This window comes from Catenulispora subtropica (assembly GCF_039531675.1).
GTDB lineage: Bacteria > Actinomycetota > Actinomycetes > Streptomycetales > Catenulisporaceae > Catenulispora > Catenulispora subtropica.
On record NZ_BAAAQM010000002.1, the window covers coordinates 200,281 to 213,997 of the forward strand.

At 70.0% G+C, this 13,717-nt stretch carries 14 protein-coding genes; 9 read left to right on the top strand and 5 right to left on the bottom strand.

Annotated elements, in window-relative coordinates; all coding sequences use genetic code 11:
- Window positions 1-38 precede the first annotated feature (38 nt).
- A complete protein-coding gene (locus ABD466_RS03085) occupies window positions 39-1,214 on the bottom strand; it encodes a glycerate kinase family protein (protein ID WP_344655344.1) in 1,176 nt (391 codons plus the stop codon).
- A 131-nt stretch (window positions 1,215-1,345) separates the two neighbouring features.
- On the opposite strand from ABD466_RS03085, the gene nadA reads away from it, so the two are divergent.
- Window positions 1,346-2,542 (top strand): quinolinate synthase NadA, encoded by a 1,197-nt coding sequence (nadA, locus tag ABD466_RS03090; protein WP_344655345.1) that lies wholly within the window; start codon window positions 1,346-1,348, stop codon window positions 2,540-2,542.
- 160 nt (window positions 2,543-2,702) lie between these two features.
- Here the strand turns inward: nadA and ABD466_RS03095 are convergent, their stop codons facing one another.
- Window positions 2,703-3,308, bottom strand: a complete 606-nt coding sequence (locus ABD466_RS03095; protein WP_344655346.1) for a TetR family transcriptional regulator — start codon at window positions 3,306-3,308, stop codon at window positions 2,703-2,705.
- Window positions 3,309-3,371: 63 nt separating this feature from the next.
- Between ABD466_RS03095 and ABD466_RS03100 the strand changes: the two genes are divergently transcribed.
- The 3 genes from ABD466_RS03100 (at window position 3,372) to ABD466_RS03110 (ending at window position 6,034) form a co-directional block, all read left to right on the top strand.
- On the top strand, window positions 3,372-4,337 hold the full coding sequence (locus tag ABD466_RS03100; RefSeq protein WP_344655347.1) for a hypothetical protein: 966 nt from the start codon (window positions 3,372-3,374) through the stop codon (window positions 4,335-4,337).
- A gap of 138 nt (window positions 4,338-4,475) precedes the next feature.
- Window positions 4,476-4,841 (top strand): iron-sulfur cluster insertion protein ErpA, encoded by a 366-nt coding sequence (erpA, locus tag ABD466_RS03105; protein WP_344655348.1) that lies wholly within the window; start codon window positions 4,476-4,478, stop codon window positions 4,839-4,841.
- A gap of 197 nt (window positions 4,842-5,038) precedes the next feature.
- Window positions 5,039-6,034, top strand: coding sequence for a carbohydrate kinase family protein (locus ABD466_RS03110; protein ID WP_344655349.1), 996 nt, complete (start codon window positions 5,039-5,041; stop codon window positions 6,032-6,034).
- 13 nt (window positions 6,035-6,047) lie between these two features.
- Here the strand turns inward: ABD466_RS03110 and ABD466_RS03115 are convergent, their stop codons facing one another.
- Window positions 6,048-7,247 (bottom strand): cysteine desulfurase family protein, encoded by a 1,200-nt coding sequence (locus ABD466_RS03115; protein WP_344655350.1) that lies wholly within the window; start codon window positions 7,245-7,247, stop codon window positions 6,048-6,050.
- A 292-nt stretch (window positions 7,248-7,539) separates the two neighbouring features.
- Here ABD466_RS03115 and ctaC point away from each other — a divergent pair, with 292 nt between their 5' ends.
- The 3 genes from ctaC to ABD466_RS03130 are packed head-to-tail and all read left to right on the top strand — an operon-like array spanning window position 7,540 to window position 10,639.
- The gene (gene ctaC, locus ABD466_RS03120; protein WP_425558521.1) at window positions 7,540-8,487 is read left to right on the top strand and encodes an aa3-type cytochrome oxidase subunit II; all 948 of its coding nucleotides are present in this window, start codon (window positions 7,540-7,542) and stop codon (window positions 8,485-8,487) included.
- Window positions 8,484-10,223 carry an aa3-type cytochrome oxidase subunit I gene (ctaD, locus tag ABD466_RS03125; protein WP_344655351.1) on the top strand — a complete coding sequence of 580 codons (1,740 nt, stop codon included), beginning with the start codon at window positions 8,484-8,486 and terminating at the stop codon, window positions 10,221-10,223. The genes ctaC and ctaD overlap by 4 nt, the downstream gene beginning before the upstream one ends.
- Window positions 10,220-10,639 (top strand): cytochrome c oxidase subunit 4, encoded by a 420-nt coding sequence (locus ABD466_RS03130; RefSeq protein WP_344655352.1) that lies wholly within the window; start codon window positions 10,220-10,222, stop codon window positions 10,637-10,639. The genes ctaD and ABD466_RS03130 overlap by 4 nt, the downstream gene beginning before the upstream one ends.
- Window positions 10,640-10,714: 75 nt before the next feature.
- Here ABD466_RS03130 and ABD466_RS03135 read toward each other — a convergent pair whose 3' ends face one another.
- Together ABD466_RS03135 and ABD466_RS03140 are read right to left on the bottom strand one after the other, a co-directional pair.
- Complete coding sequence (locus ABD466_RS03135; protein WP_344655353.1) at window positions 10,715-10,918, bottom strand: hypothetical protein; 204 nt, start codon at window positions 10,916-10,918, stop codon at window positions 10,715-10,717.
- Between the two features lie 44 nt (window positions 10,919-10,962).
- Window positions 10,963-11,241, bottom strand: a complete 279-nt coding sequence (locus ABD466_RS03140; protein WP_344655354.1) for a hypothetical protein — start codon at window positions 11,239-11,241, stop codon at window positions 10,963-10,965.
- A gap of 305 nt (window positions 11,242-11,546) precedes the next feature.
- Between ABD466_RS03140 and ABD466_RS03145 the strand changes: the two genes are divergently transcribed.
- Window positions 11,547-12,884: a L,D-transpeptidase gene (locus ABD466_RS03145; protein ID WP_344655355.1), complete on the top strand. Its 1,338-nt coding sequence runs from the start codon at window positions 11,547-11,549 to the stop codon at window positions 12,882-12,884.
- 71 nt (window positions 12,885-12,955) lie between these two features.
- The gene (locus ABD466_RS03150) at window positions 12,956-13,672 is read left to right on the top strand and encodes a Uma2 family endonuclease (RefSeq protein ID WP_344655356.1); all 717 of its coding nucleotides are present in this window, start codon (window positions 12,956-12,958) and stop codon (window positions 13,670-13,672) included.
- Window positions 13,673-13,717: the final 45 nt, after the last annotated feature.

Consider the following 13,717-nt stretch of genomic DNA (forward strand, 5'->3'; position numbering starts at 1 on the left):
CGCCGACTCGGCGACGGTCCCTTCTTCGTCATCGCCGCCTACGCGTGCGACCAGCTCTTCGCCACACGCTCGGCCAGCGCCGCCAGGTGGAACCCGGCCCGCGCCATGGCCTCCTCGGCCGATCCGGCTTGTTCGGCGACCTCGTAGGCGGCGGCGAAGCCGGCGTTGGCGAGTTCGCGCTTGCCGACCTCGACGCGCCCGGCGAGCACGATGCAGGGGCGGGCCGACCGCAGCGCCGCTTCGGCGACGCCGGTGGGGACCTTGCCGCCGAGGGAGCTGTGGTCGAAGCGGCCCTCGCCGGTGATGACCAGGTCGGCGCCGGCGATCACGTCGGCCAGGCCGGTCTCGGCGATGACGGTGCCGATGCCGGGGACCCGGTGCCCGCCGAGCAGCAGCAGGCCGTAGCCCAGGCCGCCGCCCGCGCCCGCGCCGGGCGCGTCCAGAGTGCGGCGGACCGCGCCGGGCTCCTGGCCGATGGCGCCGGCGAGTTCGGCGAAGCGCGTCAGGGCCGCGTCGAGACGCTGCACGTCGTCCGGCGTGGCGCCCTTCTGCGGGCCGAACACGGCCGCGGCGCCGCGCAGGCCCAGCAGCGGGTTGTCGACGTCGCTGGCGATGACGACCTCGACGCCTTCGAGGCGGCGCCGCGGCTCGGCCAGGTCCAGCGTCTCCAGGTGCTTCAGGGCCGCGCCGCCGGCCCGCAGCGCCTCGGCCGGCTCGGCGCCGAGGGCGGCCAGCATCCCGGCGCCGCCGTCGGTGGTGCAGGTGCCGCCCAGGCCGATCACCAGGCGCCTGGCCCCGTCGTCCAGGGCCGCCGCGATCAGCTCGCCGACGCCGTACGAGGTCGCGGCCTTGGCGTCGCGCTCCTCGGCCGGCACCAGGTGCAGCCCGGCGGCCTCGGCCACCTCGATGTAGGCGGTCGGGTGCCCGGAGACCTCGGTGCCGCCCGCCGCGCCGCCCCGCAGCTCGATCAGGTAGCGCCCGGTCACCTCGGTGCCCAGCGGGCCGGTCACCGTCGCGAGCCGCTCCTCGTACCGCCGCCGCCCGGCGAAGGCCCCGGCCAGGGCGTCCAGGAAGCCCGGACCGCCGTCGGACATCGGGACGCCGGTGATCTCGTCACCGGGTTGGGTCCGGTGCCACCCGTCGGTGACGGCTTGCACGGCCTCCGGGGCGCTGAGCGTTCCGGCGAACTTGTCCATGGCGATGACGATGCGCACGCTCGGATGGTAACCGTTTTCTCCCCGGCCCCGGTGTGATGTCCGCCACGAGGGACGGCCCCGGGTTCTCGTCAGACTGACACCAGGGTATGATCTCTTAACGTCAGATAGACGAAAAGGGGTACCGGGAGATGTCCACCACCACGTTCCAGGAGCCTGCGCCCACGCCGGTCAGCCTGCTCCTGCTCGGCCGCGGCGCCGATCCGCGCAGCGAGCGCGGCGTCGAGTGCCCCGGCGACCTGCCCCCGGCCTCCGACCCCGACCTGGTGGCCCGCGCCGAGGCGGCCAAGGCCAAGCTGGGCGACCGGCTGTTCGTGCTCGGCCACCACTACCAGCGCGACGAGGTCATCCGGTTCGCGGACGTCACCGGTGACTCCTTCAAGCTGGCGCAGCAGGCCGCCGCCCGGCCCGAGGCCGAGTACATCGTCTTCTGCGGCGTGCACTTCATGGCCGAGTCCGCCGACATCCTCACCTCCGACGCCCAGCAAGTGATCCTCCCGGACCTGGCCGCCGGCTGCTCGATGGCCGACATGGCCACCGCCGAGCAGGTCGAGCGCTGCTGGGAGCGGCTGGAGGACCTGGCCCGCGGCGAAGGCGCTAATGGGTACAGCGCCGAGCGCGTGGTGCCGGTGTCGTATATGAACTCCTCGGCCGACATCAAGGCCTTCACCGGCCGGCACGGCGGCACGATCTGCACCTCCTCGAACGCCCAGCGGGCACTGGAGTGGGCCTTCGCGAAGGGCGAGCAGGTCCTGTTCCTGCCGGACCAGCACCTCGGCCGGAACACCGCGGTCCGCGACATGGGCTACTCCCTCGACGACTGCGTGGTCTACAACCCGCACCGTCCCAACGGCGGCCTCACGGACGACCAGCTCCGCAACGCCAAGATGATCCTGTGGCGCGGCCACTGCTCCGTGCACGGCCGCTTCACGCCGGAGTGCGTGGACGAGGTGCGCGAGCGGATCCCGGGCGTGAACGTGCTGGTGCACCCCGAGTGCCGCCACGAGGTTGTGGAGAAGGCGGACTACGTCGGTTCCACCGAGCGCATCATCACCTTGCTGAACGAGGCCGAGCCGGGCAGCGCCTGGGCCATCGGCACCGAGCTGAACCTGGTCAAGCGGCTCGCCGCGCAGCACCCGGACAAGCAGATCGTGTTCCTGGACAAGAGCGTCTGCTACTGCTCGACCATGAACCGCATCGACCTGCCGCACCTGGTGTGGACGCTGGAGGCGCTGGCCGACGGCCGGGTGCCGAACGTGATCGAGGTGGACACCGAGACGGCGCACTACGCGCGAGTGGCGCTGGAGCAGATGCTGGCGCTGCCGTAAGCGAGACCTTCGAAGCGAGGCCGGGTTCCCTGTGGGGCCCGGCCTCGGCCGTTCCCGGGACCCGGAGCCGCCGGCCCGGTCAGCTCTGTCAGTCCTGTCGGCCCGGTCAGCCCGGTCAGCCCGGTCAGCCCTGTCGGCCCGGTCAGCCCTGTCGGCCCGGTCAGCTCTCGGCGGCGATCAGGGCGTCGAACATCTGCTGCGCCGCCACCGTCATCTCCACCCGGATCGCCGCCACCTCCTCGCCGGCCGCGAGCCGGTGGCGGATCTCGGCCACCACGGCGCGGTACGTCCCGGCCAGCGCCCCGGCCAGCAGCCGGGGGAGGGGATCGCCGGGTGCCGACTCCTCGGCGAGCGCGGCGGCCAGCGCGGCCTCGGAGCGCTCGGCGATCTCGCGCGAGCGGGCCCGCAGCGACGGACTCGCGTCGATGGTGCGCCAGAAGACCTCGGCCTCGGGCGACAGGCCCAGCGTCGGATCGCCTTCGGCCAGCGCTGTCAGCAGGCCGTCGCGGACGGCTTCGCTCGGCGAGCGTCCCCGCATCCGGCCGCGGACCCAGCCCGCCAGCCGTCCCTCGACCTCCTGCTGCCGGTCGAAGAACAGGTCCTCCTTGGTCGGGAAGTAGTTGAACGCCGTGTTCACCGACACCCCGGCGGCCGCGGCCACCTCCGCGACCGTCACGTGCTCGAACCCGCGCTCGGTGAACAGCGCCAGGGCGGCGTCCGCCAGCGCGGTCCGGGTCTGCTGCTTCTTCTGTTCGCGAAGGCCCACAGGGCAATCATAGTGTCGCTGAAACTTTGGAGTGACACCAAAATTATTGCTACGGTGACCACCATGACGTTCACCTTCGGCATCTATCCCGGCGGAGCGCTGGGCGGCGACGACGGAATCCTGGAACCCGTCCGCCCCGACGACCTCGCCCTGATCACTGAGGCCCTGGACGAGCTCCACGGCGGGATCCCCGGGTTCCTGGTCCGCGCCTACCTGCCGTTCCGGGCCCCGGAGGGTTCCGGCGAACGGCCGACTCCGGCGGAACCGGAGAAGCTGCTCGGCGACGGCCGCAAACTGGAACTCGTCCTCGGCTACCGAGACCCGGCGGGCGACGTGGAGGGATGGCTCGACTTCGTCCGGGGCGCCGTGTCCACATACGGCGACCAGATAGGCCTGCTCCAGATCTGCGAAGAGCCCAACGCCGACCTGCCCTACCTCGACGGACGCACTCCCGGGGTACGCCGTGCGCTGGTCCACGGCGTCGTCGCGGCCGCCGACCAAGCCGCCGCCCTCGGCCTCGACCTGGCCGTCGGCTTCAACGCGGTCCCCACCTTCGGTCCGGACCCGGGGTTCTGGCGGGACCTGGCAGCCATCGCGGCCGCCGAGGCCCCGGGCTTCCATCGGGCGCTCGGCTACGTCGGCCTGGACTTCTTCCCGGACGTGTTCCGCCCGATCCCGGCGGACGAGCTGGCCGCCGCGGTCGCCTGGCTCCTGACCGACTTCCGCGAACGGGCGCTCCCGGCCGCGGGCATCGGTGCCGACGTTCCCTTCCGCATCGCCGAGAACGGCTGGCCCACCGGCCCCGACCGCACCGAGGAGCGCCAGGCCGAAGTGCTCCAGACGATCCTGGACACCGTCGCCGGCCTCAGCGGCCCCCTCGCGATCACCGGCTACAGCCACTTCTGCCTCCGGGACGCCGACTCGGCCCACCCCTCGCTGTTCGGCGGCTTCGGCCTGCTCCGCGACGACTACACCCCCAAGCCGGCGTTCGCCGTCTTCCGCCGCGCCTGCCGTCGCCAACTCGTATGAAGCCGCACACTGCCCGCTCACGTACTTCCCCGACCTGTGCGACGATGGGGACGGAATAGCTTCCGGCGGCGCGTGGTTCCCCTTGGTTGTGCAGGCGCGCTCCACGGGGCGCCGGTGTCCAGATGAAGGAGTACGCATATGACCGTGCAGACGGAGGCCTCGCAGGAGGCGACTGTCGCGCAGGGCATCGTCCTGACCGCCGAGGCGGCGGGCAAGGTGAAGTCCCTGCTGGAGCAGGAGGGCCGCGACGACCTGTCGCTGCGCGTCGCCGTGCAGCCCGGCGGCTGCTCGGGTCTGCGCTACCAGCTCTACTTCGACGACCGGTCGCTCGACGGCGACATCGTCGCCGAGTTCGACGGGGTGAACGTGGTCACCGACCGCATGTCCGCGCCGTACCTGGCCGGGGCGACGGTGGACTTCGTCGACACGATCGAGAAGCAGGGCTTCACGATCGACAACCCGAACGCGGGTTCGTCCTGCGCCTGTGGCGACAGCTTCAGCTAAAACTCTTCCTCCGGTCCAGTGGGCCTCGCGTCAGACGGGCCGGAGCTTAGTACCGTGGGTGGGTTCTTGGGCCCCTCCCCGCCCCCGGTCCAAGGGTCCTCAGGACCCGGACCGCGGGTGGGTAGGGATGAACCCACCCATTTGGCGTGCCCATGAAGAGCACCTCCGGTGCCCCCTCGACAGAAACGAGTCCCCTCGTGCGCGTAGCCGTCGCCGGTTCCATCGCGACTGACCACCTGATGAGCTTCCCCGGACGCTTCGCCGAGCAGCTCGTGGCCGAGCAACTGCACACCGTCTCGCTGTCGTTCCTGGTCGACGGCCTGGAGATCCGGCGCGGCGGGGTCGCGCCCAACATCTGCTTCGGGATGGGCAAGCTGGGCCTGCGGCCGATCCTGGTCGGCAGCGCCGGCGAGGACTTCGGCGAGTACCGGTCCTGGCTGGAGCGCAACAACGTGGACTGCGAGTCGGTGCGGATCAGCGAGCTGCTGCACACCGCGCGCTTCGTCTGCACCACCGACGCCGACCACAACCAGATCGCCTCCTTCTACACCGGCGCGATGGCCGAGGCCCGCCTGATCGAGATCGGCCCGATCGCCCACCGCGTCGGCGGCCTGGACCTGGTCCTGGTCGGCGCCGACGACCCGGAGGCGATGATCCGCCACACCGAGGAGTGCCGCGAACGGGGCATCCCCTTCGCCGCCGACTGCTCCCAACAGTTGGCCCGGATGTCCGGCGAGGACATCAAGCGCCTGGTGGACGGTGCCCGGTACCTGTTCACCAACGAGTACGAGGCCGCCCTGATCGAGCAGAAGACCGGCTGGGACGCGTCCGAGATCCTCCGCCGCGTCGGCACCCGCGTCATCACCCTGGGCGCCCAAGGCGTCCGCATCACCCGTCTGGAGCAGGACGGGAGCGTGTACGCACTGGAGGTCCCCACCCCCAAGGAGGAGCGCAAGGCCGACCCGACCGGCGTCGGCGACGCCTTCCGCGCCGGCTTCATCGCCGGCCTGTCCTGGGGCGCGGGCGAGGAGCGCGCCGCCCAGGTCGGCTGCATGCTGGCGACCCTGGTGATCGAGACGGTCGGCACCCAGGAGTACGACCTGGCGCGCGGCCACTTCCTGGAGCGGTTCGCGATCGCCTACGGGGACGACGCCGCGGCGGAGGTCGCCGGGCACCTGGCGCCGATCGGCTGAGACCCGCTCCCCCTCAGCGCAGCCGGTCCAGCACCCCGGGAAGCACGGCGAGGAAGCGGTCGACCTCTTCCTCCGTCGTGCCGAACGGCAGCGACACCCGTACGTTGCCCCGGTCCGCGGCGCCCATGGCGACCAGGACGTGGCTCGGGGTGACGGTGTCGGAGGTGCAGGCCGAGCCGGAGGAGACCTCGAAGCCGGCCTGGTCCAGGTCCAGCACCAGCGCCTCGGCGTTGACCGCCGGGCAGGAGAAGGCGACCAGGTTCGGCAGGCGGTCGGCCGGGTCACCGAAGACGTCGACGTCGTCCGCGACCCGTGGCAGCCGCGCGCGCAGCCGGTCGGTGAGCGCGCGCAGCCGGAGCGCCTCGGCCTCGCGTTCTCCCTCGCGGGCGACCAGGGCGGCGGCCGCGGCGACGATCCCCGGCACGTTCACCGCTCCGGGGACGCGGCCGTCCTCGTGCTCGTCGACGGCCCAGACCGGCGCGAAGCGCGTGCCCTTGCGGACCGCGAGCACCCCGACCCCGGGCGGTCCGCCCCACTTGTGAGACGAAGCACACAGCACCGACCACTCGTCCGGCACCGGCAGCCGTCCGACCACCTGCGCCGCGTCCACCAGCAACGGCACCCCGGCCGCCACGGCGGCGGCGAACACCGGCGCCAGCGGCTGCACCGTCCCCACCTCGTGGTTGGCCGCCTGCAGGCACGCCAGCGCCGTTCCCGGCACCCGCAGCTCCCGTTCGAACGCCTCGACGTCCACGCGGCCCGAGGCGTCGACCCCGACCACCCCCACGACGCCGGAAGCCTCCAGGACTTCGGTGATCGTCGGCTCGCCGTCCCCGTTCGCGGCGGGCACGCTCTCCGCCGGGACGCCGTCGGCCCGCACCGCCCCGACGTGCGTCTCCGCCGCGTGCAGCACCGCCGAGTGCTCGACAGCTGACACCACCAGCCGCCTTCCCACCCGTCGCCGCCCGGCCAGCACTCCGGCGACCCCGTAATGGATCGCGGCCGTCCCGGACGCGGTGAACACGACTTCCCGAGCCCGGCACCCGAGGACCTCGGCGACCACGGCCCGCGACTGGTCCAGCAGCATCCGCGCCCGCCGTCCGCTCCGGTACAGCCGCGCCGGGTCCGCCCAGCCCTCGTCGAGGGCCGCCGCCAAGGCCGCGCGGGCGGCCGGGTGCGGAGGTTCGGCCGAGGCCGCGTCGAAATGTGTCACAGCCTTGACCATACGGACCCTGGGCCGTCACGCGGTGTGCACGGCCGGACTCGAAACAGTGCTCGACGGCGGGAAGCGGGCCGGAAAGTTCGGCCGGAAGAGGGACCGCCGGACCCCGCCACACCCGTTAACCGGGACCTCCGCGCGCGGGGCAATTGGGGCTGGAGTAGGGTTTGGCCGCGAGAGAGAAGACACCGCCCTGGCAGGGCCGTGACGTGCGGGCCACCGGGCCGACCCGGGCAGGCCCGCCGCCGCTGCCCGCCGCTAAGGCTTGAACCTCGGGAAGGCAACCTTGAGTCCACACGGCTCCGACCCGTCGCCGCAGCGCACCTCATCGGCGCGGCGATCGCGGCGCGCGAAGCTCGGCGTGCTTGCCGTGGCCGGGCTGGTCGCCATGACCGCCACCGGCTGCGACGCAGGCGAATTTAAGCGGCTCGGCGTTCCCGCGCCGGCCACCAAGGAAGCGCCGATCATCCTGCACCTGTGGCAGGGCTCGTGGATCGCGGCGCTGGCCGTCGGCGTCCTCGTGTGGGGCCTGACCCTGTGGTGCGTCGTCTTCTACCGGCGCAAGCGCACCGGGATCGAGATCCCGGCGCAGACCCGGTACAACGTGCCGATCGAAGTCCTGTTCACGGTCGTGCCGTTCATCATGATCGCGGTGCTGTTCTTCTTCACGGCCAAGGACGAGTCCAAGCTGCTGGAGCTGCACAAGAACCCCGACGTGAAGGTGAACGTCGTGGGCCGGCAGTGGTCCTGGTCCTGGAACTACAACTACGACGCGGTCACCAAGCAGGAGACCCCGGGCCAGACGGCCGTCTACGACGCCGGCACGCCGGCTGAGATCCCGGTCCTGTGGCTGCCGGTCAACGAGCGGGTGCGTTTCTCACTCACCTCGACCGACGTCATCCACTCGTTCTGGGTTCCGAACTTCCTGTTCAAGCTGGACGTGGTGCCCGGCCGGGTGAACCAGTTCGAGATCACCCCCACCAAGGAGGGTGAGTTCATCGGCCGCTGCGCCGAACTGTGCGGCGTGGACCACTCCCGCATGCTGTTCAAGGTCAAGGTGGTCTCGGCCGCCGACTACCAGCAGCACCTGAAGGACCTGGCCAACAAGATCGACCCGGTGACCGGCAAGGGCCAGACCGGACAGCTGCCCGTGGGCTACAACACGAACGGCGTCCCGCTGCGCGTCGGCCCGCTGACCGGCATCGGCAACGACTCCACAGGGAAAGAAAAGTGACGGCCATCAGTGAACCGCGTGCGGTGAGCGCGCCGCACCAGCGCCGTGTGCCCGGCAACATCGTGGTGAAGTGGCTGACGTCCACCGACCACAAGGTGATCGGGTACATGTACCTCATCACGTCGTTCTGCTTCTTCGGGATCGGCGGCCTGCTCGCTCTGCTGATGCGCGCCGAACTGGCCCGGCCGGGTCTGCAGTTCCTGACCACGGAGCAGTTCAACCAGGCGTTCACCATGCACGGCACGATCATGCTGCTGATGTTCGCCACCCCGCTGTTCATCGGGTTCGCGAACGTCATCGTGCCGCTCCAGATCGGCGCCCCGGACGTGGCCTTCCCGCGGCTGAACATGTTCGCCTACTGGCTGTTCCTGTTCGGTTCGCTGATCGCCGTCGGCGGCTTCCTCACCCCGCAGGGCGCCGCGGACTTCGGCTGGTTCGCCTACGCGCCGCTGACCGACGCGATCCACTCCCCGGGCATCGGCGCGGACATGTGGATCATGGGTCTGGCGCTGTCCGGCTTCGGCACCATCCTCGGTGGCGTCAACTTCATCACCACCATCGTCTGCATGCGCGCGCCCGGCATGACGATGTTCCGGATGCCGATCTTCACCTGGAACATCCTGCTGACCGCGGTGCTGGTGCTGATGGCCTTCCCGGTGCTGGCCGCCGCGCTGTTCGCGCTGGAGGCCGACCGCCGGCTGGGGGCGCAGATCTTCGAGGCCGACAACGGCGGGGCGCTGCTGTGGCAGCACCTGTTCTGGTTCTTCGGGCACCCCGAGGTGTACATCGTCGCGCTGCCGTTCTTCGGCATCATCTCCGAGGTCATCCCGGTCTTCAGCCGCAAGCCGATCTTCGGCTACAACACGCTGGTGATGGCGACCATGTCGATCGCCGGCCTGTCGGTGACCGTGTGGGCGCACCACATGTTCACCACCGGCGCGGTGATGCTGCCGTTCTTCGCCTTCATGTCGTACCTGATCGCGGTGCCCACCGGCATCAAGTTCTTCGACTGGATCGGTACCATGTGGCGCGGCTCGCTGAGCTTCGACACGCCGATGCTGTGGTCGGTCGGCTTCCTGGTGACGTTCCTGTTCGGCGGTCTGACCGGCGTGCTGCTGGCCTCCCCGCCGATCGACTTCCACGTGCAGGACTCGTACTTCGTGGTCGCGCACTTCCACTACGTGCTGTTCGGCACCGTGGTGTTCGCGATGAACGCCGGCTTCTACTACTGGTGGCCGAAGTTCACCGGCAAGATGCTGGACGAGCGCCTGGGCAAGATCCACTTCTGGATCCTGTTCGTCGGGTTCCACACCACCTTCCTGGTGCAGCACTGGCTCGGCGCGGAGGGCATGCCCCGCCGCTACGCCGACTACCTGTCCAGCGACGGGTTCACCACGCTGAACACGATCTCCTCGATCGGCTCGTTCGTCCTCGGCGCTTCCACGCTGCCCTTCCTGTACAACGTGTACATCACCGCCAAGCGCGGCAAGAAGGTCACCGTGGACGACCCGTGGGGCTACGGCCGCTCGCTGGAGTGGGCCACCTCCTGCCCGCCGCCGCGGCACAACTTCCACTCGCTGCCGCGCATCCGCTCCGAGTCCCCGGCCTTCGACCTGCACCACCCCGAGGTCGCGGCCCTGGACATGGGCCACGGCCACGGCAAGAAGCCGGTGGCGGCGGCCAAGCCGGCGCAGGCCTCCGAGACTGACGCTTCGACTGAGGGCGGTGCCGAGTGAAGTTCGAAGCCAAGCTCTTCGGGTTCGTCGCGATCTTCCTGATGCTCGACGTCCCGCTGTACTGGTGGCTGTCCGAGGACACGGTCGGCACCACCGCCCTGTCCATGGCCTTCGGCCTGTGCGCCCTGGTGTGGTTCTACCTGTACTTCACCGCGATCCGCATCGGCCCCCGCCCCGAGGACCGCGACGACGCCGAGATCTCGGAGATGGCCGGCGAGCTCGGCTTCTTCTCCCCGCACTCGTGGTGGCCGCTGTACACCGCCGGTTCCGCCGCGATCGCCTTCATGGGCATCATCTTCGGATGGTGGCTCCTGCTGGTGGCGGTGCCGTTCGGGGCGTACTCGGTCATCGGGTTGGTGTTCGAGTACTACCGGCGGGAGAACAACCGCTACGGCGAGGCCGGCGCTGGGCACTGAGTCCGCGTTTCGGTAACTGACGCAGAGAGGCCGGGTCCAGGGAAACCTGGATCCGGGCTCTCGTGGTGTCGGGCGTCAGCCGACCCAGATGAAAGTCGACACGGTGACGGTTCTTCTGGACTCGTCCACGACGTAGACGATGAACCCTATGTCGGCGAGTGCCAGTGCGCGGCGAGAGAACGGCCCCTCGGCGTTGAGGAGGTTCCCCAGCCCATGCGGGTCGTTCGGGAGGTCGAGCGCGGCGAGGATGAACAGATCGTGCGTTGCCTCGTCCATCATGGCGAGGACTTTGGTTGCCTCTTCGGGGAGAACCAGCCGATAGGTCATACACGGCCGCGCAGTTCCGGTACCACGTCCTCGATGGGGATGACACGAGCACGGCCGGCCTCGATGTCACGGATGCGGTCCCAGGCGCCGGCGAGGTTCATCACGCCGCGGAGCCACCACTTCTCCAGAACCTGCCGTACGTCGTAGGCCTGAGTGTTCTCCAGCTCCTCGGTGAAGTCCTCGCGCTCCTCGGGCGTGAGCGCCTCGCGTATGGCCTTGATCGTTCGAGGCAGCACCACGCGGTGACGTTCGGTTTCGAGAGGCAGGGAGGTCATGCATTCAGCGTACGGCCGTTCGTATCGGCTGTCTTTCCCTCGGCCGAGTGACCGGGGGATGACAGCGGTTTGGCACTGTGGCAGCAGGCCCGGGCACCCGCCCACGCCCCCTCTGACCTCCGTTTCAGCTTCGTCTCGGTTTGCCCTCCAGTTCGAAACCGAACCTCCTGAACGCGTAGACTCCCTGTTCCGTACCAGACGTGTAATGAAACGACGATCACCCCGGCTCGCACGCAACCCAGGCCTGTTCTGCGACGTCTACTCGGGTGTATCGGCCACGACTAGAGACTTTCAGGGAGGGACTCGTGGCACAGCAGCTCGGCCAGGGGGGTTCCGCGGGCGGACGGCGCCGCGTGCGCCGGGCGGCGCAGCTGACCGCCGCGGTGGCGGCCGTGGCGCTGCTCACGGCGGCGTGCGGTGGATCGTCCGGCACCAAGACCGCGACCGCTCCGGTCGGCAACGGGCAGACCGCCTCGAGCTCCGGCGCGGCCGCCGGCGGCGACACCCCCGGCGGCGCGGCCACCAGCTCGTCGTCGGCGCCCGCGGCGCCGCCGATGGTGCTGACCGCGAATCCGGCGGACGGCACCAAGGGCGCCGACCCCTCCAAGGGCATCCAGATCAGCGCGGCCGGCGGCAAGCTGGAGAGCGTGACCGCCACCGACGCCGACGGCAAGGCGGTGGCCGGCACCATGGCCGCAGACGGGTCCTCCTGGGCCTCCAACGGCACGCTGGCGATATCCAGCAGCTACAGCGTCACCGCGAAGGCGCAGGACGCCTCCGGCGCCGAGAAGACCACGACGTCGAAGTTCACCACCCTGACTCCGCAGAAGCGCCTGGGCCTGGACCACTACGCCCCGGACAACGGCACGACGGTCGGCGTCGGCCAGCCGGTGGCCATCTTCTTCACCAACGCGCCGAACGAGAAGAACCGGGACGCGGTGGAGAAGGCGATGACCGTCACCACCACCCCGCACGTGGACGGCGCCTGGAGCTGGGTCGGCGCCAAGGAGGTCGACTGGCGGCCGAAGGACTACTGGGCCTCCGGCACCAAGGTGCAGGTCCACATGGCCCTGAACGGCGTGAAGGCCGGCGACGTCACCTTCGGCTCGTACAACAAGGACTTCGCCTTCACCATCGGCGACTCGCTGATCAGCACCGTGGACCTGGTGAAGGACCAGATGACGGTGAAGAAGAACGGCCAGGTCATCAAGACCATCCCGGTCAGCGGCGGCGAGGTGCCCAAGCACATGACCTGGAGCGGCAAGATGGTGGTCCTGGAGAAGGACGCCACCCTGCAGATGACCTCGGCCTCGGTGAACTTCACCGACGCCTCGGACTTCTACGACCTGAAGGTCCAGTCCGCGGTGAAGATCACCGACTCCGGCACCTTCCTCCACGCCGCTCCCTGGAACGACGGCAAGTTCGGCCGCGTCAACGGCAGCCACGGCTGCATCGGCATGAGCCTGGACAACGCCGCCTGGTTCTTCAACCAGGTCAACGTCGGCGACGTGGTCGAGGTCCTGAAGTCCTCGAACACGAAGGACAACGTCACCACGAACTCCGCGCCGGGCTTCGACGACTGGAACCTGAGCTGGGACCAGTGGCTGAAGGGGTCGGCGACCGGGGTTCAGGCGGCGCAGTAGCACCACGCGGTGAGCACAGCAGGTAATCGGCTAGCCACACCCTGTCAGAGGGTGTGGCTAGCCTTTTGGGTATGACAGTCGCTATGAACTACGAACCGCCGCTTCCACCCGCCGAGCTGGAGACGTCGCCCGAGCTCTGGGCCGCCTTCGATCTGGTGGAGAAGGCGGGTCTGCTCGAGGGCATCACTCTCGAGATGTGGGAGCACATCCCCGAGGAAGTGTGCCGGGATCACGAGCTCGACCGGGGTCGGCTGATCCGGCGCGAGTCGGGGTCGCCGGGCCATCAGAGCGCATCCTTGTCGCTCGGTGCCCTCCTGAAGGCGGCGGCCCGCCTGGCGGTCGAGGCGGAGGTGTATCCCTGTCTGCGTGCCTCGCTGGACTTGGACACCCGGCTGTGGGACGTCCCGGGCGCGACGGTGCGGAAGCCCGACGTTTTGGTCTATCGCTGTCTGGAGCCGGGGGAGCGGCGGCTGTGGGCGTCCAGCGTGCTGCTCGCGGTCGAGATCGTGTCCCCGTCGAGCGAGGCCACGGACACCGGCCGGGACAGGCGGCGGACCGGTTTCGAGTCGAAGATGACCCAGTACGCGCGAGCGGGGATCAGGCACTACTGGATCGTCCGGCTGAAGCCGGACGACTCGGCGATCGCCCGCATCCAACAATGGCGCCTGGATACGGAGCTGGGCGTATACGTCGAGGTGGCCGCCTGGGCGAACGGCGAGACCGCTGATGCGATCCGCACCGAAGAGCCCTTTCCGATCCAGGCGACCTGGGCCGACCTCGAGTTCTGACCCGTCGCCCGCCGCCCCGGCGACCGGCGGCGGACCCGGTGAGTT

Coding starts and splice junctions, on each gene's coding strand:
- nadA (WP_344655345.1), top strand. CDS start 1,346: ATGTCCACCACCACGTTCCAGGAGCCTGCGCCCACGCCGGTCAGCCTG.
- ABD466_RS03100 (WP_344655347.1), top strand. CDS start 3,372: ATGACGTTCACCTTCGGCATCTATCCCGGCGGAGCGCTGGGCGGCGAC.
- erpA (WP_344655348.1), top strand. CDS start 4,476: ATGACCGTGCAGACGGAGGCCTCGCAGGAGGCGACTGTCGCGCAGGGC.
- ABD466_RS03135 (WP_344655353.1), bottom strand. CDS start 10,918: ATGATGGACGAGGCAACGCACGATCTGTTCATCCTCGCCGCGCTCGAC.
- ABD466_RS03140 (WP_344655354.1), bottom strand. CDS start 11,241: ATGACCTCCCTGCCTCTCGAAACCGAACGTCACCGCGTGGTGCTGCCT.
- ABD466_RS03150 (WP_344655356.1), top strand. CDS start 12,956: ATGACAGTCGCTATGAACTACGAACCGCCGCTTCCACCCGCCGAGCTG.